The organism is Streptomyces uncialis, assembly GCF_036250755.1.
GTDB lineage: Bacteria > Actinomycetota > Actinomycetes > Streptomycetales > Streptomycetaceae > Streptomyces > Streptomyces uncialis.
Map to the genome: position 1 here is coordinate 6,728,979 of NZ_CP109583.1, position 17,747 is coordinate 6,746,725.

General features: G+C 72.3%; 17 protein-coding genes. 6 read left to right on the forward strand and 11 right to left on the reverse strand.

Annotation, left to right across the window (positions count from 1 at the left end):
• Positions 1-55: 55 nt before the first annotated feature.
• From OG711_RS28110 to OG711_RS28120, 3 genes are all read right to left on the reverse strand, one after another.
• Positions 56-1,990 (reverse strand): SPFH domain-containing protein, encoded by a 1,935-nt coding sequence (locus OG711_RS28110; RefSeq protein WP_329561211.1) that lies wholly within the window; start codon positions 1,988-1,990, stop codon positions 56-58.
• Between the two features lie 7 nt (positions 1,991-1,997).
• Positions 1,998-3,407, reverse strand: coding sequence for a TIR domain-containing protein (locus OG711_RS28115; protein WP_329561212.1), 1,410 nt, complete (start codon positions 3,405-3,407; stop codon positions 1,998-2,000).
• A 221-nt stretch (positions 3,408-3,628) separates the two neighbouring features.
• Complete coding sequence (locus OG711_RS28120) at positions 3,629-4,912, reverse strand: MFS transporter (RefSeq protein WP_329561214.1); 1,284 nt, start codon at positions 4,910-4,912, stop codon at positions 3,629-3,631.
• Between the two features lie 99 nt (positions 4,913-5,011).
• Here OG711_RS28120 and OG711_RS28125 point away from each other — a divergent pair, with 99 nt between their 5' ends.
• Complete coding sequence (locus tag OG711_RS28125) at positions 5,012-6,088, forward strand: LysR family transcriptional regulator (protein WP_329561216.1); 1,077 nt, start codon at positions 5,012-5,014, stop codon at positions 6,086-6,088.
• A gap of 24 nt (positions 6,089-6,112) precedes the next feature.
• Here the strand turns inward: OG711_RS28125 and OG711_RS28130 are convergent, their stop codons facing one another.
• The 3 genes from OG711_RS28130 to OG711_RS28140 are packed head-to-tail and all read right to left on the reverse strand — an operon-like array spanning position 6,113 to position 9,394.
• Entirely contained in the window at positions 6,113-6,676 is a 564-nt protein-coding gene (locus OG711_RS28130) for a TetR/AcrR family transcriptional regulator (RefSeq protein ID WP_329561218.1), read from the reverse strand.
• A 58-nt stretch (positions 6,677-6,734) separates the two neighbouring features.
• On the reverse strand, positions 6,735-8,438 hold the full coding sequence (locus tag OG711_RS28135; protein ID WP_329561220.1) for a phytoene desaturase family protein: 1,704 nt from the start codon (positions 8,436-8,438) through the stop codon (positions 6,735-6,737).
• Complete coding sequence (locus tag OG711_RS28140) at positions 8,435-9,394, reverse strand: ACP S-malonyltransferase (protein ID WP_329561222.1); 960 nt, start codon at positions 9,392-9,394, stop codon at positions 8,435-8,437. The genes OG711_RS28135 and OG711_RS28140 overlap by 4 nt, the downstream gene beginning before the upstream one ends.
• Before the next feature lie 246 nt (positions 9,395-9,640).
• Between OG711_RS28140 and OG711_RS28145 the strand changes: the two genes are divergently transcribed.
• The 5 genes from OG711_RS28145 (at position 9,641) to OG711_RS28165 (ending at position 13,316) form a co-directional block, all read left to right on the forward strand.
• Entirely contained in the window at positions 9,641-9,916 is a 276-nt protein-coding gene (locus OG711_RS28145) for an acyl carrier protein (RefSeq protein WP_073793460.1), read from the forward strand.
• A complete protein-coding gene (locus OG711_RS28150; protein WP_266514833.1) occupies positions 9,909-11,156 on the forward strand; it encodes a beta-ketoacyl-[acyl-carrier-protein] synthase family protein in 1,248 nt (415 codons plus the stop codon). Before OG711_RS28145 ends, OG711_RS28150 begins: the two co-directional genes overlap by 8 nt.
• A complete protein-coding gene (locus tag OG711_RS28155) occupies positions 11,153-12,271 on the forward strand; it encodes a beta-ketoacyl synthase N-terminal-like domain-containing protein (protein WP_329561226.1) in 1,119 nt (372 codons plus the stop codon). Before OG711_RS28150 ends, OG711_RS28155 begins: the two co-directional genes overlap by 4 nt.
• A 215-nt stretch (positions 12,272-12,486) precedes the next feature.
• A complete protein-coding gene (locus OG711_RS28160; RefSeq protein WP_073793457.1) occupies positions 12,487-12,912 on the forward strand; it encodes an FAS1-like dehydratase domain-containing protein in 426 nt (141 codons plus the stop codon).
• Complete coding sequence (locus tag OG711_RS28165) at positions 12,909-13,316, forward strand: MaoC/PaaZ C-terminal domain-containing protein (RefSeq protein ID WP_206606917.1); 408 nt, start codon at positions 12,909-12,911, stop codon at positions 13,314-13,316. Before OG711_RS28160 ends, OG711_RS28165 begins: the two co-directional genes overlap by 4 nt.
• Here the strand turns inward: OG711_RS28165 and OG711_RS28170 are convergent.
• From OG711_RS28170 to OG711_RS28190, 5 genes are all read right to left on the reverse strand, one after another.
• The gene (locus OG711_RS28170; RefSeq protein ID WP_073793456.1) at positions 13,219-14,619 is read right to left on the reverse strand and encodes an MFS transporter; all 1,401 of its coding nucleotides are present in this window, start codon (positions 14,617-14,619) and stop codon (positions 13,219-13,221) included. The genes OG711_RS28165 and OG711_RS28170 overlap by 98 nt on opposite strands.
• Positions 14,620-14,722: 103 nt before the next feature.
• Positions 14,723-15,166 (reverse strand): ester cyclase, encoded by a 444-nt coding sequence (locus tag OG711_RS28175; RefSeq protein ID WP_073793455.1) that lies wholly within the window; start codon positions 15,164-15,166, stop codon positions 14,723-14,725.
• 74 nt (positions 15,167-15,240) lie between these two features.
• Complete coding sequence (gene fabG / locus OG711_RS28180) at positions 15,241-15,945, reverse strand: 3-oxoacyl-ACP reductase FabG (protein ID WP_073793454.1); 705 nt, start codon at positions 15,943-15,945, stop codon at positions 15,241-15,243.
• 7 nt (positions 15,946-15,952) lie between these two features.
• Positions 15,953-16,615, reverse strand: coding sequence for an HAD family hydrolase (locus tag OG711_RS28185; protein ID WP_073793453.1), 663 nt, complete (start codon positions 16,613-16,615; stop codon positions 15,953-15,955).
• A complete protein-coding gene (locus OG711_RS28190; protein ID WP_073793452.1) occupies positions 16,612-17,604 on the reverse strand; it encodes an AfsA-related hotdog domain-containing protein in 993 nt (330 codons plus the stop codon). Before OG711_RS28190 ends, OG711_RS28185 begins: the two co-directional genes overlap by 4 nt.
• Between the last annotated feature and the right edge of the window lie 143 nt (positions 17,605-17,747).

A 17,747-nucleotide genomic window follows, 5' to 3' on the forward strand; every position in this document is an offset into this window, starting at 1 on the left:
CGGCCGAGAGCCCCCAGCCGGGCAGCCGGGCGGGCCGTCCGGCGTGGCATGGGCCCTACTCCGGTTCGCCGCCGCCGTCCCCTATGAGCTCACCGTCCCCCAGGAGCTCGCCGTCCGCGACGAGTTCTTCGGGCGGGGTGGTCTGCGTCAGCGCGGGCTGTTCGGCGTGCCGCTTCGCCCCGTCGATGAGCTCCAAGGCGCGCTGCATGGGCAGGTACTGGAGCAGGGACTCCGCGTCACCGCTGACGATCTGCGGCACCTTCATGTGCTTCAGCTCCGCGAGGAAGAGCTGCATGGCGACGGTGTCCCGGCCCAGCAGCTCGATCTTGCGCTCCAGCTTCACGCTGTCCAGCAGCATGCGTTCCCGCTCGGCCGCGAGCTCTATATGGCGGATGTCCGCCTTGAGGTGGGCGTTCTTCTTCTGCTCCTCCAGTTCCTGGGTACGGGTCTGCGCCTCGAACACCCGCTTGCGGGCCTTGTCGAGGTCGCCGTCCAGGGATTCGAACTCACCCAGGTTGGTGCTCGCCGCCTCGACTCCCCAAGCGGCGAGGGCGTTGCGTACCTGTGCGCCCAGGTCCGTGCGGATTCCGGCGTACCCGGTCAGGAACTCCTCCACCGTGGACTCGGCGGCGATGCCGTTGAAGTACGTGTCCACGGCGCCGCCGAGCACCCGCTCGACGAAGCGCTGCACCGGGGCCGGGTTGTTGACCAGGCCGCCCACCCCGGAGGACGAGGAGTCGCCGAACTCGCTGACCAGCCGGGGAGCGGCGGCCTCCGGGATGTTCAGCGTCTGGCGGAGCTCGACCTGGAGCCGGTGCCCCTGGACGTTGACGCTGATCCGGTCGAGCGCGGCGTCGTAGTTGTTGTCCGCCTGGGAACCGCCCTTCTTGCTCCAGTCCAGGATGAGCAGCCGGGTCGGGATCAGGACGACGCGGACGAACCAGGGATTGAGCGCGTAGACGGAGCCCTCGCCCAGGCTCTCCTCCTGCACACCCCGCCAGCCTCCGCTCCCCAGGAAGATCCAGGGCAGCCGGAAGCTGCTGTGGCCCTTGACGATCGGGCCGACCCTGCGTTCCGTCCGGTCGGGCTCGGCGCCGTCCAGAGTGATCACGACTCCGGCATGGCCGACGGGGATCGCGATCTCCTTCAGCTGCCCGGTCCCGAGGCCGTCCGAGCCGCCCCCGTCGGAACGGCCCACGTTGCTGGAGGTGATCGTCTCGAAGAGGTAGGGATTGATGTCGTAGTGCGTGCCGCCGGTGAGGATCGCCAGTTGTCTGCCCTGTTCGCCGCCGCCGAGGAGGAAGGCGGGGCCGTCCTGGAAGTTGTCGCACTCCACGTACCGGCCGAGCGGGCGGTCCGGGGGCCGGATGGCGCCGTCCTTGGCGATGATCAGTCCGACCGTGCCCGGTTCCACATAGGTCCGGGGTACGACCTCGACCTGGAAGAGGGCGGTGTTGATGTAGTACGAGCTGTCGCCGCGGAGGATCGCGAGCTGTCTGCCCTGTTCGCCGCCGCCGAGGAGGAAGGCGGGGCCGTCCTGGAAGTTGTCGCACTCCACGAACCGGCCGAGGACCCGGCCGGGGTCGCGCTTGGCGCCCTCGGCGGCGACGACGAGTCCGATCTGTCCCGCCGGGACATGGACGCGCGGTACGAACTCGACACCGTGGACGAAGGGCGTGAGCCAGTACAGCCGGCCCGGCAGCAGGGTGCGGGCCTGGACTCCGCGCGCGTCGTGGGGCGTGATCCGCTTGAAGCGCTGATCCGGGTGGGCCTTCCCGAACCTCTTGTGGACGATGCCGACATGGCCCGCGGGCACCACGCACAGACCGGCCCAGGAGACCAGCATGCCCGCCCCGAACCCGGCCATCCCGCCGGCTTGCCGTGCCGAACGCGAGGTTCGCTCACGCTTCGACCGGCCCGATCCGTGGACGATGAGGATGCTCAACGCCACGAACCCCACGATCAACAACAGCACCAGTAGCAGGAACAAAGGAGGTTCACCCTCTCTCGCGAAGCCGCAGATGTACGGCGAGCACCGTCTCGGTCCACTGGTCGTACCAGTCCCGGTACCGCTCGCTCTGGGGGTTGCGCAGGGTCGGGAAGAAGGCGTGGTTCCCGGCCGCGCTGGTGAAACGCTGGTAGGTGGGCACGGTCTCGTCCGGCGAGGAGCGCCAGCCGTATCCCACGGAGAGGGGCATGAAGTCCGAATGCCGACCGCCGCCCGCACGGGCGAGGCGCGTCTGCGCGCCGAAGCCGTAGGTCCCGCCGGAGGAGCGCGACCAGAGGGTGTCGATCCCGGAGATCAGGGACTCGGGCAGCCGTCTTCCGTCGGACCGGCGCAGCCACCCGGCTTCGAGTCTGCCGACCGCTTCCAGGAGCAGCGTCGTCGTCAGCAGATCGGCGTGCTCGGTCTCGTGCTCGGCGAGCAGGGCTTCGAGCGTGGCCAGCGAACCGCGGGCGGGGGAGCGGACGGCGGGCACCGGCCGGGCCGCGGGGAGCGGCAGTACCGGCGGGGTCCCCGGGGCGGGGGACCGCCGCTCGGAGCGGGGGGAGTCGTGGAGGCGGCGCAGCAGGCGCATCGCCTCGGGGCCGGGCAGATCGCCGTTCCTGGCATCGAGGTACCAGCTGCTGGCGAGCAGGTAGTTGCGCTCTCCCCGTAACAGGACGGGGAAGAACTCGCGGCTGTGGCGCTGCCCTTCGAGGATCTCCCGGGTGACGTCCTCGGACTCCTCGGCCTCGGGCGACATCAGGACGACGACCGCGAGGGCGTGCCGGAGCCGCTGCCGGATCGTCCAGAGGTAGTCGTCGCCCCACTTGAGATGGCCCAGGGACCATACGGGCAGGCCCGAACCGGAGAGCTGGTCCACCAGCCGCTCCCCGTAGGCGGCGTCGGCGCGGGCGTAGCAGACGACGAACGCGGGCTGCGCGGAGTCGGTGGGCGGCCGGGTCCGCGGACGGGCGAGATCGAGTACCTCTTCGCCCGCCCCGGGCTTGCGGGGCTGTTCACCGCCGCGCAGGACACCGGCCAGTTCGGCGGCCTTGGCATCGAACGCGGGCCCGCTCAGCTCGCGGAAGTCCACCCAGACCCGTGTCCCGGCGAAGGCGGGGAGGTCGGCGTCGCCGCAGAGCACGGGGATCAGCCTCAGCCCGCGCCCGGCCGACGCCTGTACGAGCGCCGCGTATTCCTGCCGCGCCCACGGTTCGGTCATCGTCCGCGGGCCGACGACCTGGATGCCGTGCGTGGACGCGCGGATCGCCTCTTCGAGCTCGTGCACCACGATGTCGCCCGGCCGCAGGCTGCATCTGTCGAAGAAGACGCGCACGCCATGTGCCTTCAGACGCTCCGCCAGCAGACCGGTCCAATCGCCGTCAGCAGCCGCGTAAGAGATGAATACGTCATAGACCACGTTTCCCCCGCACGAACGCATGGTGGTCGCGCTGTGACACTCCAGGATATCGAGAGGGAGCGGTATGGGCAGCGGAACGCGCGCAGGTCTGTGGTGCGGATGGCCTTACGGCGGGCTGTTGCGGCGGGCCGGCGCGCAGCCGTACAGGCCCGCCCCCTGGAAACCGCCGGGTTCCCGTGGGGGCGGGCCTGTACGCGTCAGCCCGGTGGGCCTTGTTGCGCTCAGGCGGTCGTCTTCCCGGACGTGTCCGCGCGTCGTCCGGCGGACGCGCCGCGCCGCTCCCCGGGGCCGGGGCCCCGGTCCGCCCGGCCCGGGCGTGCCAGGCCGGTGACGAGGGCCGCCGCCGTGAGGGCCACCGCGCTCCACAGCAGGGCCGTGATGCCCGCCGCCTCCACGATCGTCCCGCCCAGGAAGGCGCCCAGGGCGATGGCCGCGGTGAAGACACCGACGTACAGCCCGGTCACCTGCTCGACGCGGTGGGGTGCCGCCTGGACCATCCAGATCTGGCAGGCCACCGACACCCCGCCGTACGCCAGGCCCCACAGGGCGACCGCCGCGGCGGTGATGCCCGTGACCGTGCCGAAGAAGGCGAGCAGCGCGACCGCCGCGCCGATACCGGCCGTCAGACCGAGCAGGGTGGGACGGGCGCGGCGCGCCGCGAGGGCGCCCGCGGCGAAGTTGCCGATCAGACCGAAGACGCCGTACACGGCCAGGACCAGGGCCACGGAACCGTCCGTCAGCCCGGTGCGCTCCTCAAGGACGGGCCGTACATAGGTGTACGCGGCGAAGTGCGCCGTGACCAGGAACACGATCAGTACCAGTCCGACGGCGACCTGGGTGTTGCGCAGCAGCGACCCGCGTTCCGCCCGGCCGCCCGTACCCGTCGGCGCGGGCGGGCGCGGCAGCCGGGGGAGCGTCAGCAGCAGCCCGGCGGCGAGCAGCAGCGCGGCCGTGGCCAGGACGGCGAACGCCGCGCGCCAGCCGAACGCGTTGCTGATCACGGTGCCCAGGGGCACCCCGGCGACCGAGGCCGCCGCGACACCGCTGACGGCGACGGACACCGCGAGCGCGGTGTTACGGGCCGCCACGAGCCGGGTCGCGACCGCCGCCGCCAGACCCCACACCACCCCCATCCCGATCCCGAGGACGATCCGGGAGACGACCAGCGGACCGAAGCCCCCGGCCACGGCGGTCAGCGCGTTGCCCGCGGCCAGCACCACCATCGCCGCGGCCAGCACCGTACGGCGGTCGAGCCCGCCCAGCAGCCGGGGTACCAAGGGGGCGGTGACCGCCGTCGTCAGACCCGTGACGGACAGGCTGAAGCCCGCCGAGCCGGGGGAGATCCGCAATCCGTCGGCCATCGGGGTCAGCACCCCGACCGGCAGCATCTCGGAGGTCACCACCACGAAGGTGCTGAGCGACAGGACCGCGACCGCCAGCCACTGCCGTGCGGTGGTGCGATCCGGATCGGAACCGGCGCTGTCGACCGGTGCGTACGAAGCCATGACCTCAATCAAGCAGCGGGCCGGAGCGGGAACAACGCCGAACTTCTCAACGGTTGATGAGGTGGAGTGATCGATGAGCGGGACGCCGGGAGGCCGTTGATGAACCAGGTCCATGTCCAGGAGATCGAGTGCCTGCTGGTCCTGGCCGACGAGCTGCACTTCGGGCGGACGGCCACCCGGCTGGGCTGTTCCCAGAGCCGGGTCAGCCAGCTCGTCGCCTCCCTCGAACGCCGGGTCGGGGTGCGTCTCGTCGACCGCACCAGCCGCCGCGTCTCGCTCAGCCCCTTCGGCGCGCAGTTCGTGGACGAGGTGCGCCCGGCCTACGAGACCCTGTCCACGGTGATCACCCGGGCCCGGGAGCGGGCCGGGAGCGGCACCCTCCAGCGGTTGCGGATCGGCTTCCACGGCAGCGTCTACGAGGAGGTCACCGAGGCGTTCCGCCGGCTGCGCGCCCACCACGACGTCACGATGGCGCTGAGCGAGATCCCGCTGGGCTCACCGTTCTCGGCGGTGCTCGACGGTCAGGTCGACGCGGTCGTCGTGGAGCTGCCCGCCACCGACCCCGCGCTGACCTGCGGCTTCCGCTTCCCGCCGCAGGACCGGCTGCTCGCCGTCGCGTCCTCCCACCCGCTGGCCGCGGCCGGGCGGGCGGATGTCGAGGAGCTGGCCGGTCTGGATCTCCTCCATCCGGCCGGGGAAGCCCCCGACGACTGGAAGGCCGCCCGGGTGCCGCGTACCACCCCCGCGGGCGTGCCCGTCCGTTCCACCACGGGGATCACCACCGTCCAGGAGGGCCTCGCGCTCGTCGCCTCCGGCGGGCACGCCATGCTGGTCTGCCGCCCGCTGGCCGAGCGCGCCGTCCGCGGTGATGTGCGCTATCTCCCGGTGGACGGACTCGACGAGCCGTCGCAGATGGCGCTGATCTGGCGCACGGACCGGGGTTCCCGGCAACTGCTGATGCTCGCCCGGCTCCTCCGGGAGGAGTTCGACCGGGGGCGGGCCCCAGTGGGTGCGGTGGGTGTTGCGGCTTCGGCCGGTCCGGTGGGTCCTGCGGCTTCGGTGGCCTCGGCGGGTGCGGTGGGCCCGGTGGGGCTTGCGGCTTCGGCCGGTCCGGTGGGTCCCGCGGCTTCGGTGGCCCCGGCGGGTGCGGTGGGCCCGGTGCCGCTCGCGGGATGACCCGGGGTCCCGGCTTCCGGGCCCTCAGCCTCCACCGTCCGCCGGACCGCCCGGACCGCCCGGACCGCCCGGACCGCCCCGGTCGTCCGCCGGACCCCGGGGGCCCTCCAGCGCGGTCTGGGCGATCATCAGCAGCTCCTGCGCGAAGAACGCGCGGACCTCGGCGGGCGGCGCGCCCGTCCGGTCCTCGACCGAGAACCACAGCGCCGCCCAGCTCCGGCGGACCTGGTCGGTGATACCGGGGTCGCCCGCGGCGAGCACCGCCGTGACGGCGTGCAGCCGCAGCAGCGGCAGGCTGCTGTCGTCCAGGAACCTCTTGCGTGAGCGGGCCATCGCGTCGAGGGCGTCCGTGCCGCGCAGTCCCTCGGCGGCCCGCGCGTAGAAGTCGCCCGTCTCCTGGAAGCACCGCTCGACGGCCTTCTCGAACAGGGTGCGCTTGTTCGGGAACAGCCGGAAGAGATAGGGCTGCGAGATCCCGGCCCGTCCGGCGATCCGGTCCATGGGCGTGCCGTGGAAGCCGCCCGCCGCGAACTCGGTCACCGCGGCCCGGACGACCGCCTCTCGCCGCTGCGCCGAGCTCAGCCGCATGCCCCCTCCCGTCTTCGCGCGCCGCTGTCCGGCCCCGCCGCGTACCGGGGGGAGCGGATCATGAACGGCCCTGCCGGGATCCGCGCAGCGGCTCCCAGCCGGCGCCGCGCTCCGGCAGCAGCGACGGGTCCCCGAGGACCGCGCCCGCGTGCACCTCGTGCATCAGCCGCCGTCCGAGGATCTGGCCCGCGCACGCGATACCGCTCACCGCGGAACCGGTGATGCCGTTGCCGTAGCGGGTGTTGGCGCCCGCGATGTGCAGGCCCTCGATCACGGTCGCCGTGTCGGGGCGGGCCCCGGTGGCGCCCCAGCGCGCCATGCCGAAGGGGGTGCCGCCGGTGGACAGCGTGTACCGCTCCTGGGTGAGCGGGGTCGCCGTCTCCAGATGGGTGATCCGGTCCCGGAAGGTGCCGAGCACCTCCTCCGCGGCGTCCAGCACCGACTCCGTCAGCGCCGCCTTGCGCCGCAGGTACTCCGGGTTGTCGCGGTACCGCTCGCCGTCCGCCGGACCGGCGCTCACCCCCCAGGGCTCCAGACCGGGCGGGCACAGCGTCATCAGCTGGAAGTTGGAGTGGCCCGGCGGGCAGATACGGCGGGTGTCCGGGTCCTTGCCGTTGGCGAAGGAGACGAACAGGAAGTCCGTGCCGCCGGAGGCGGAGCCGTCGCGCAGGGAGCGGTAGAACCGCTCGATGTCGTCGTCGCGGTACCACCAGAGGTTGGCGTGCCGCCCGAGGTCCTCGGACAGCCCGACGTAGACGGTCGCCCAGGGCAGCGCCATCCGCGCGTCCTGGGTCTTCGCCGCCAGTCGGCGGGGCAGATGCTCGGCGCCCACCAGGTCCAGCATGGTCCGCCGGTAGTCCGCGTTGGAGACGACGACCGGCGCCGCTACCCGGGTCCCGTCCGCGAACTCGACGCCCGTGGCCCGCTTCCCGTCCACCAGGACCCGCCGCACCCGGGCATGGGTACGCAGCTCACCGCCCCACGCGCGGATCACCTCCAGCAGCCCGGCGGCCAGCATCTGACCGCCGCCCTCGGGGTAGTAGGCGCCCCGCATGTAGTGGTCGACGAGCGTCGCGTGGGTCGCCACGGTCGCCTCGTCCGGCGCCATCCCGTAGTTGGGGGACTGCGCGGCGAGCAGCGTCCGGGCCCGCGCGGAGAGCCCGCAGTGGTCGAAGAGATCGGCGAGGGTGCGCCGCCCCCAGGCCACCGACTGCGGTGCGCGCTGCGGCAGTTCGGCCATCGGCACGTCCTCGGCGGTGAGGATGGCGTCCCGCCGTTCGGCGCCGAGTCCGGAGACCACGTCCACGAACACGTCGATCCCGGCGGAGTCCTGCGGGCACAGGTCCGTGACCCGCTTGCGGTACCCGGCCCAGTCGGCGGGGACGTCGAGCGCGGCGCCGGGGATCAGCACCCGGTCGAAGCCGTCCGGGTCCATCTCCCGGTAGGTGATACGGCCGCGCAGCCCGAGACCGTCGAGGATCGCGGGCAGCACCCCGTCCGACCCGCAGTCGCCGAGGTAGTGCAGCCCCACGTCGAACTCGTAGGCGCGGCGTCTTCGGAACACATGGCTGTTCCCGCCGGCGACACCCGCCTGCTCGGCGACCAGGACGCGTTTGCCCGCGACGGCGAGATACGCGGCGCTCACCAGCCCGCCGATACCGGAGCCGATCACCACCGCGTCCCACGACGAGCCGCTGCCGCCACCGGCCGTACCCGTACCGCTCACGCTCTCCGCTCCGTTCACGTTCCCCGTCCCGCTCACGCGACGTTCCGTCCGGCGGGCGCGGGCACGGCCGGCAGCTGGCCCGGTTCGCTGACGGTCAGCCGGGAGACCCGGGGACTGATCCGGCGGGCCAGCCCGGTGAGGGTGCGGCCCGGGCCGATCTCCACGAGCATGTCGCAGTACAGGTCGTCGGCCATCGTCCGCACCGAGTCCGCCCACCGCACCGGGGAGGTGAGCTGCCGCTCCAGGATGCGCGGCCAGTTGTCGCGGCCCCGGTGCGCCCGCGCGTCGATGTTCGCCACGACCGGCGCGAACCCGGCCCGGAACTCGGTACCGCTCAGCGCCTTGCGGAACGCCAGCGCGGCGGGGGCCATCAGCGGGGTGTGGAAGGCGCCGCCGACCGGGATCGACACGATCCGCGCGGCGGGGGAGTCCCCGAGCAGCTTCGCGCAGTGCCCGACGGACTCCTCGCTGCCCGAGAGCACCGACTGGAGCGGCGAGTTCAGGTTCGCCACCCACACCCGGCCCCCGTCGGCGCGCACCGAGGCGGTGGCCGCCTCGACCTCGTCCGGCGGCAGCCCCACGACGACCGCCATCGTGCCGGCCTCGGCGGCGCACGCCGCCCGCATCGCGGCGCCGCGCCCGGCGACCAGCCGCGCCCCGTCCTCGAAGCTCAGGATGCCCGCGGCGACCAGCGCCGAGTACTCGCCCAGACTGTGCCCGGCGCACACCAGCGGCCGGTCCGCCGTGGGCAGCGCCTGACGCAGCTCATGGAGGATCACCATCTCCAGCACGAACGTGGCGAGCTGCGCGTTGTCGGTGCGGCGCAGCCGCTGCTCGTTGGCGTGCAGCAGCAGATCCACCACATCGCGGCCGGTGACCTCAGCGGCCCGCTCCGCCAGGAACCAGCCAGGGCTGGTCGTCCAGGGGCGGCCCATCCCGGGCTGCTGCGCACCCTGGCCGGGAAATGTCAGTGCCAAACGTGGACCGCTCATATCGGCTGACCCCCACCTTCTGGTATTCGCTGGATACCAGATTGACAACCCCCTCTGGAAGCCCGATGGAGCACGAATAAAAGCGAGAAAAAGGGGCGGGCAAATGCCGTGGAACGTGGTCACCACACGGTTCGATGTCACTTTCGATGAATGTCGTACGCCTTTCGTGGGGTGACTCTTGTACGCCCAACTTCGGCCTGTTTACGTTCCGTTCTGTTCGCCCCGCACAGGATGAGAGGAACGCGCATGACTCAGCAGACCGTTACCACGGCCGTCGAATACCACGCGCAGGTCAGCCAGATCGTCAACGAGGAACTGGAGCTGGAGGACGGCGAGCTGACCGACAGCGGACACTTCATCGACGACTACGACAGCGACTCGCTCTCGCTGATCACGGTGGTCTCCCGCATCGAGAAGGAACTCGGCGTCGCCATTCCGAAGACCGAGCTCGGTGAACTCTTCAACCTGCGCCTGCTGGTGGACGCGGTCGTGCAGTACGCCAAGGAGCGCGCGGATGGCTGAGCCCGGTCTTTCCGTAGCCGGGGCGCCGGAAATGCGCCGCGTCGTGATCACGGGGCTCGGCGCGGTGTCGCCCGTCGGTATCGGCGCCGATGTGTTCGCCGCCGCCGTCCGTGCGGGGACGGTCGGAACCAAGCCGATCACGAGCTTCGACGCGAGTGCCTTCCCGCGTCGCAACGCCGGTGAGGTCCTCGACTTCGAACCGGCCGACCACCTCAAGCGGCTCGACCCGGGAAGCTGGGGGCGCAGCGGTCTGCTGGCGGCCGCGGCCGCCCGGCTCGCCGTCGCCGACGCCGGGATCGACGAGGGCCAGCTGGAGCTCGCCCGCGCCGGCGCGATCATGGGCACCACCAGCGGTGAGTCCGCGGTCATCCAGGAACTCGCCGAGCAGTGGGTGGCCGACGGGCTGCACACGATCGACGGACGGCTGGCCGGGCAGACCCCGGCCTCCCGGATCGCCAACGCGGTCAGCACGGAACTGCGGCTCAGCGGCGAGACGCAGACCATCCCGACCGCCTGCTCCGCCTCCAACTACGCGCTGGGCTACGCCTACGACCTGGTCCGCAGCGGCGAGGCCGAGGTGATGCTGGCGGGCGGCGCGGACGCCGTCAACCGGCTCACCCACGCGGGCTTCTACGCGCTGGGCGCGATGGCCGAGGACGTCCCGCGGCCCTTCGCGGCCGACCGCACCGGTATCGTCACCGGTGAGGGCGGGGCCGTCCTGGTGCTGGAGACGTACGAGCACGCGGTCGGACGCGGGGCGCGGATCTACGCCGAGGTGCTCGGCTACGCCGCCAACTGCGACGCCTCCCACATGGTCCACCCGGACAACACCAGCATCGCCGCGTGCATCCGTGCCGCGCACGAGGCCGCCGGGGTCCGCCCCGAGCAGATCGACTACATCTGCGCCCACGGCACCGGCACCCCGACCAACGACGCCACCGAGGTCGCCGCCGCGCGCGAGGTGTTCGGCGAGCGCATCCCGCCGATCAGCTCCATCAAGTCGATGCTCGGCCACACCATGGGCGCCGCCTCCGGCTTCGGGGCGATCGCCTGCTGCAAGGCCCTGGAGCAGGACTTCCTGCCGCCCACCGCCAACATCACCGAGCCCGATCCGGAACTCGGCGAGGGCGTCGACCCCGTGGCCGGCGTCGGACGCGCGGCCCGGCTCGACATCGTGCAGAACCACGGCTTCGCGTTCGGCGGCAACAACGTCATCACCATCTTGGGGAGGGTGTCGTGACGGCCACCACCACGGGTCCGGCCCCCGCCGGCCCGGCCACCACCGTCGTCGAGCCGCTGTACATCACCGCGGCCGGGGTCGTGTCCTCGGCGGGCATCGGGCTCGGTCCGCTGGCCGACGGGCTCCTCGGGCTCACCGAGTCGCAGGAGGGGCCGGTCGGCGAGGACGCCGAGGCGTACCCGCCGCGCCCGGTACGCGCGGTGCGGGGTCTGGACGTCAAGGAGCACCTGGGCCGCAAGGGCACCAAGTACCTCGACCGCCTCACGTCGTTCGGGCTGATCTCCACCAAGGAGGTGCTCCGCGACACCGAGGTCGACGGGGCGCGCACCGGAGTGGTCATGGCCACCAACACGGGCTCGGTGTCCACGCACAGCACCCTGCTGTACGACACGCTGACGCTCGACAAGCCGTACCTGGTCAACCCGGGCCGGTTCCCGAACACCGTCATGAACAGCGCCGCGGGACAGATCGCCATCCGCAACGGGCTGCGCGGCCTCAACGCCACCGTCGCGGGCGGCCAGACCGCCTCCCTGCTGGCCTTCCGGCACGCACGGCTCGCCCTCGGGCTGCGCCGCGCGGACCGGCTGGTGGTCGGCGGTGCGGAGGAGCTGAGCGCCCCGGCGGCGTGGGGCTGGCACCGTACGGGGGTGCTGCGGGACGGGGCGGCCCTGGGCGAGGGCGCCGCCGTGTTCACCGTGCAGCGGGAGCGGCCCGCCGAGGGCCCGCTCGCCGAACTGCTCGCCTGCGAGACCCGGTTCACCCCCGACCCCCGCGGCTACACCGACGGCCTGGCCGACGCGGTGACGCGGGCGCTGCTCCGCAGCGGGGTGTCCCCCGACGAGGTGGACGTCGTCTCGCTCGGCGCCGTCCACCAGCGTGGCCTGGAGCGGCTGGAGGAGCGCGGCGTGCGGGCCGCGCTGGGGGGCGGGCTGCCGCGCACCGTACGGATCGCCGATGTGCTCGGCGAGACGTTCAGTGCCAGCGGCGCGATGCAGCTCGCCGCCCTCCTCGCGCTGTGGCAGGCCGAGCCGGCCGCCCCGCCGGTGACCGCCCTGGTCACCTCGGTGGGGTGGGACGGCCAAGCCGCGGCCATGGTGGTGCGAAGCCCCCGCTGAGGCCCGCGGTACGGCAGCGGCGCCCGTGAGTTGTCCACGGGCGCCGCTGCCGTTGGCCGTCGCCCGTGCCACCCCGGAGCCCGGAGCCCGGCCCCGTACGCGCTGCCCGGTGGCCCCCGCCGACCCACTCCCGCAGCACCCGCTCCCGCAGCACCCACCGAGCCACCCAGCAGCACCCACCGACCCACCGACCCATCTTGACCACAGGAGGTCACGTGCCCGGCGTCTTCGACACGTCCTGCCAGGGACGCGTCTACCCACCCGGCGAGCCCTACGAAGTGGGCCGCGAGAAGATCAGGGAGTTCTCGGCGGCGGTGGGGGGCGGGCCCGGCGACGGGCTCGTCGCGCCGCCCACGTTCCCCATCGTGCTGTCCATGCACGCCGAACGGCAGGTCATCGACGATCCGGGGCTCGGCTTCGACTTCTCCCGGGTCCTCCACCGCGACCAGCGGTTCGAGGCCGTACGGCCGGTGCGGGCCGGGGACCGGCTGTCGGTGAGCGTCGAGGTGCTCGCCGCGGCGACCGTGGACGGCAACGACGTGCTCACCCTGCGTGGTCTTGTGCACGAGGCCGGCACCGAGGTGCTGGTGTGCACCACGACGTCCACCCTGGTCTCCCGCGGTGCGGAGGCGGGCGCGTGATCGGCTCCGGCGACAAGCTGCCCCTGCGCGTCTTCCGTGTCACCCGCGCCGATCTGGTGCGGTACGCGGCGGCGTCCGGCGACCACAACCCCATCCACTGGTCCGACTCCCGGGCCCTGGCCGTGGGGCTGCCGGGGGTGATCGCGCACGGGATGCTCAGCATGGGGCTTGCGGCCACCGCGCTCACCGAGTGGGCGGGCCCGGACGCGGTCGTCGTCGAGTACGGGACCCGTTTCACGCGTCCCGTGGTGGTGCCCGACACCGCCGACGGCGTGGAACTCACCGTCGACGGTGTGGCGGGCGACGTCAGCCCGGACGGCTCGGTTCGGGTAGATCTGACGGTGCGCTGCGGAGCGGAGAAGGTCCTGGCGCGGACCCGGGCCCGGGTTTCCCCCGGTCGATAGCGAACCCGGCGAACGCGCCGGCGAACACCACGGCGGCCCCCGTCAGCACCGCGCTGCGGAGGCCGCTGTTCACATAGACGGCGGTGAGCACGGCGATGCCGAGCGCGCCGCCGAACTCGCGCAGGGTGTTGTTCACGCCGGACGCCACATTGTGCTCGTGCTCGGCGACCGAGCCGATCACCGTCGAGGGGTTCGCCGCGAACACCAGCCCCATGCCGATCCCCGCGAGGGCCATCGCGGCGGACATCTCCGAGTAGGACACCCCGGGCCGGGCCGTCAGACCCAGCCAGAGCAGGGCGCCCGCCTGGAGCAGACAGCCGACGGCCTGGAGGATGCCGCCGCCGACCCGGCCGACCAGCGCGCTGGCCACGGGGACGGCCACCATGGGCGCCGCCGTCCACGGCAGGGTGCGCAGCCCGGCCTCGAAGGGGGAGTACCCCATCGTGTTCTGGAGGAACTGGGCGAGGAAGAACACCGAGCCGAACACCCCGAAGTACATCGCCAGGGCGAGGACGTTGCTCAGCATGAACGCCCGTACCCGGTACAGATGCGGGGGGACGAGCGGGGCGGGTGCCCGCTGCTGCCAGTACCGGAACACGACCAGCAGCGCGGTGGCGACGACGAGCCCGCCGAGCAGTACGGGCAGCCCGCCCGCCTCGAACTGGACGATGCCCCAGACCGCGGAGATCACCGCCCCGGTGATCAGGACGGTGCCGAGGACGTCCAGCGGGCGCGGTGCCCCCCGGGACTCCCGCAGCACCCAGAGCGCGAGCGGCAGGGCCAGCACCCCGACCGGTACGTTGATCCAGAAGATCCAGTGCCAGTCGAGTCCTTCGGTCACCAGACCGCCGACGAGGGGGCCGACCGCGATCCCCAGACCGTTGACCCCGCCCCACACGCCGACGGCCAGCGCCCGGCGCTCGGTCCCGGCGGCCTGGACGGCGAGGGTGAGGGACACCGGCAGGATGGCCGCCGCCCCGATGCCCTGGAGCGCGCGGGCCGCGATCAGGGTGGCGGAGGTGTCCGCCAGCGCGCACGCCGCGGACGCCACGGTGAACAGCGCGATGCCCCAGACGAAGACCCGGCGCCGTCCGATCCGGTCGCCGAGGGCCGCCCCGGCCAGCAGCAGCCCGGCGAAGACCAGGATGTATCCGCTCATCACCCATTGCAGACCGGCCTGGTCCGTGTCCAGGTCCTCGGCGATCACGGCGAGGGCGTTGGTGACCACCAGATTGTCCACGGCCACCATGAACATGGGCAGCGAGGTCGCCACGAGGGCCCATGCCACCGACTTGCGTTCCATCCTCCTTCTCCTTCTCCTTGTACGTACCAACGGTTCTCATACGGATGCGCACAGGCCGCCGGACCCTGTGGGGGAGGGCCCGGCGGCCTGTGCGCGCGGGGAGTTACGCCTGGGTGCCGGTGGGCGGCAGCTTCAGCTCGACGGCGCCGATCTGGGCCAGCAGGAACAGGTCCTGGCGGCAGGCCCAGTGCTCGTGGACGAGCCCGTCGTCACCGACGCGGTAGATGTGGATGTGCTCCACGTCGACCTTGTTGCCGCTGCCCTCGAAGCCGAGGAAGTTGCCGGTGTGGATACCGGTGAACCGGACCCGGACGACGGCCTTGTCGCCGTCCGCGAACGAGTCGATGTGGTCCCAGCTGGCCTCGGTGAACACGGAGTTCATCCAGCGGGCGGTGCCGAGGTAGCCGTCGGGGCCGCCGGGGGTGCCGGGCGGGGCCTCGTAGTCGACGAAGTCCGGGGCGACGAGGTCGTGGGCGACCTTCTCGTCCAGGTCGTTGAACACCTTGCCCATCTGGTGGGCGATCTCCAGCACCTTCTGGTTCGACATATGTGTCCTTTCGTACGGTGGGACGGGGAGGAAAGAGGTCTGTGGGCGGGTGGGGCGGACGCGGGGGCCGGGACTCAGTGGCCGACGCCCAGGCCACCGGTGACGGGGATGACCCCGGCGGTGACGTAGGAGGCGTCGTCGCTCGCGAGGAACCGGATGACACCCGCGACCTCCTCGGGCTGGCCGGCCCGGAACAGCGAGGTCTGGCTGAGCAGATGGTCCCGGCGCGGGCCGGTGACCTCCTTGACCATGTCGGTCTCGATCAGCCCGGGGGTGACGATGTTGACGGTGACGTTGCGCCGTCCGACCTCCAGGGCCAGGGACCGGCCGAAGCCGATGAGTCCGGCCTTGGACGCGGCGTAGTTGGTCTGGCCCGGGGCGCCGGCCAGCGAGCTGACCGAGGAGACGAGGACGATCCGGCCCCAGCGGGCCTTGATCATGTCCGGGACGACCTCCTTGACCACCCCGACGGCCGCCAGCAGGTTCGTCTCGACGACGGCGCGGAAGTCGGACTCGTCCATGGCGACCAGCAGCTCGTCACGGGTGATCCCGGCGTTGGAGACCAGCACCTGGAGGGGGCCGTGCTGGATACGGGCCTCCTCGACGGCGCGGCGCACGGACTCGGCGTCCGTGATGTCGCAGCGCACCCCGAACAGGCCCTCCGGCGGCTCCCCGGTGCGGTAGGTGACGGCGACCTTGTCGCCCTGGGCGGCGAGGGCCCGCGCGGTCGCGAGACCGATACCGCGGTTGCCGCCGGTCACGAGTACGGAACGGCTCACTGGCTGCTCAACTCCCCTGGCTGAGAGCGGACCCCAGCAGCGCGTCCAGCCGCTCGGCCGCCGTGGTGGTGTCGGTGAAGTGGACCGCCTGCCAGCCGGCCGCCTCGGCGCCCGCGCAGTTGTGCGCGAGGTCGTCGATCAGGACACAGCTGCCGGCGGGGACCCCGGCGCGTTCGGCGGCGAGCGCGAACATCCCGGGCGAGGGCTTGCGGTGGCCGACCTCGAACGACAGCACGACGTCGTCGAAGAGTTCGGCCGGGTCGACCATCCGGCGCCAGTGGGCGTCCCAGGTCGGGACCATGTTGGAGAGCATCCCGACGAAGGCGCCCCGGTCCCGGGCCTTGCGGAGCACCGCGACCCACTCGTGGTTGGTCTCCCGCCCGTCGAACCAGGCGTCGGCCAGTGAGGTGAGCCGCTTGCCGGTGACCCCGTGGTCGGCGGCCAGCACCTCGGAGATCTGGGCGAGCCACTCCTCCTCGGTGATCAGCGGGGTGTCGATGGGCTCCATCACATCGGTGGTGTTGTACCGGGCGGTGACCTTGCCGAGGGCCTGGAGCAGGACCTGCGGGTCGAGTCCCTGGGCCGCGCAGAAGGTGCCCATGGTGTGCTGGATCGGCGGGGTCAGGACCCCGCCGAAGTCGGTCCAGACGGCGATGCGCCGGGTGTTCACAGTGCCTCCTTGGTGGCGACGGTGACCGTCACCTGGGCGATCTCGTTGCCGTCCTGGACGAACCGCACCGGCACCTCGCCCCGGCCGTCGAGGGGGACGGCCCGGGGCGCCTCGGCCCGGACCACGTCGTCCAGCTCCGCGAATCTGCTGAAGCCCGCCTCGAAGCCGACGGCGTACGTGCCGAGCGGCTCCCCGGACCCCAGCAGGGCGAGCTGGCGCGCCGCCTCGACCAGCGTCATCGCCGGCAGATGGTCGTACTCGTGGTCGAACAGGGCCCGGTTGTCGAAGCGCGGGGTGACCTCGGCGCCGACCCGCTCGCCGAAGCGCTCGGCCCGGGACAGGACGACGTTCAGCGGGTTGGCGCGGCCCACCTCGTGCGCCGGGACCTGGCGGCTGCCGTCCCCGCCCGGTCCGTGGTCGCCGAAGTCGGAGGTCATCGGCGCCGGGGTGCCCCGCTGCGAGTGGCGCAGCACCTCGTTCTCGTGCGGGTTGAGGAAGAGCACGTCCATCTCGTGCGTGGCCACCTCGGTGTCCCCGACGAAGTACCGCTGCGCGACCTGGCCGTTGCGGACCCGGCCCCGCTTGTTGATCTTGCCGTCGTACGCGGTGTCGATCCGGATGTGCCCCGGCTTGGTGCCGATCGTCAGCCCGCCGGGCTGGTCCAGCGAGAAGCGGAACCGGTCGACGATCATCATCGTGTTCGGCGCCAGACCCATGAACACGTGGGACCCGGCGATGGCGGCCTGCCGTCCCGACTCCAGCAGCAGCAGCGCGTCGAAGACGGCCGGCCGCTGGAGATGGTCGCTGTAGTAGCCGTGGGTCAGCGGGAGCTGGACGGCGGTGCGCACCTTGCGGGCGGCCAGCTGCTGCACATCGGTGACGAAGACCTCGGAGACCGCGGTCCGGTGGACCAGGGAGCGGTCCACCGTGCGGCCGAAACTGAGCTCGGCGGGCGCCGAAGAGGTCTCCGGAGCCGCGTGTGGGGTCATGGCTGCTTCCTTTGGCTGGGTGCCCTCGAAGGCTGCGGTTCACGTTGCCGCCGTCGTCGCCCTTGTCGGCAAGGGGTGTTGACGGTGTCGTCCGATCCTGACAGGGGGTCATGAATTCGAGGTCGTGCCAGAATTCAAGGCCG

Excerpts from the sequence above, each read along its gene's own strand:
- OG711_RS28120 (WP_329561214.1), bottom strand. The coding sequence starts at position 4,912 with ATGGCTTCGTACGCACCGGTCGACAGCGCCGGTTCCGATCCGGATCGC.
- OG711_RS28125 (WP_329561216.1), top strand. The coding sequence starts at position 5,012 with ATGAACCAGGTCCATGTCCAGGAGATCGAGTGCCTGCTGGTCCTGGCC.
- OG711_RS28130 (WP_329561218.1), bottom strand. The coding sequence starts at position 6,676 with ATGCGGCTGAGCTCGGCGCAGCGGCGAGAGGCGGTCGTCCGGGCCGCG.
- OG711_RS28140 (WP_329561222.1), bottom strand. The coding sequence starts at position 9,394 with ATGAGCGGTCCACGTTTGGCACTGACATTTCCCGGCCAGGGTGCGCAG.
- OG711_RS28145 (WP_073793460.1), top strand. The coding sequence starts at position 9,641 with ATGACTCAGCAGACCGTTACCACGGCCGTCGAATACCACGCGCAGGTC.
- OG711_RS28150 (WP_266514833.1), top strand. The coding sequence starts at position 9,909 with ATGGCTGAGCCCGGTCTTTCCGTAGCCGGGGCGCCGGAAATGCGCCGC.
- OG711_RS28170 (WP_073793456.1), bottom strand. The coding sequence starts at position 14,619 with ATGGAACGCAAGTCGGTGGCATGGGCCCTCGTGGCGACCTCGCTGCCC.
- OG711_RS28175 (WP_073793455.1), bottom strand. The coding sequence starts at position 15,166 with ATGTCGAACCAGAAGGTGCTGGAGATCGCCCACCAGATGGGCAAGGTG.
- OG711_RS28190 (WP_073793452.1), bottom strand. The coding sequence starts at position 17,604 with ATGACCCCACACGCGGCTCCGGAGACCTCTTCGGCGCCCGCCGAGCTC.